Below are 509 nucleotides of genomic sequence, written 5' to 3'. Positions count from 1 at the left end.
AGGGCAAAGTGAACTGAAGCTTGATGCAGGTGATTTTCTAAAAACAGACTTCTTTTTGGAACGGCGTGAAATCGGGATTATTAATGTCGGCCAGCCTGGTGCCGTTAGAGTCGGCGATGATGAATATGTGCTTCAAACAAAGGATTTTCTCTATATTGGAATGGGCAATCAGGATGTATCGTTTTCAAGCCTGAACGGGGAAAAAGCGAAGTTTTACTTCGTCTCCGCTTGCGCCCACAAAAGCTATCCAACACAAAAAGCCGCCCTAGCTGAACTGACACCGGACCGCCTTGGTGATGATGCAGCGTCTAATATCAGAAGTCTGTACAAAGTTATTCATCAGGACGGCATTAAAAGCTGTCAGCTGATGATGGGAATAACGATGTTAGATCAAAACAACAACTGGAATACCATGCCAGCACACGTTCATGACCGTCGGATGGAGGCTTATCTTTATCTGGATCTTGAAAAGGATTCAAAGGTATTTCATTTCATGGGCCAGCCGGACG

At 45.0% G+C, this 509-nt stretch carries 1 protein-coding gene; it reads left to right on the top strand.

The annotated features are described in order from the left end of the window. On the top strand, positions 1-509 hold a 509-nt coding region (locus ACWHAR_RS32375), incomplete at both ends, for a 5-deoxy-glucuronate isomerase (protein ID WP_452089091.1).

It is taken from the genome of Bacillus sp. LR--39 (assembly GCF_053613335.1).
This window is presented reverse-complemented; position numbering and strand designations above follow the sequence as displayed.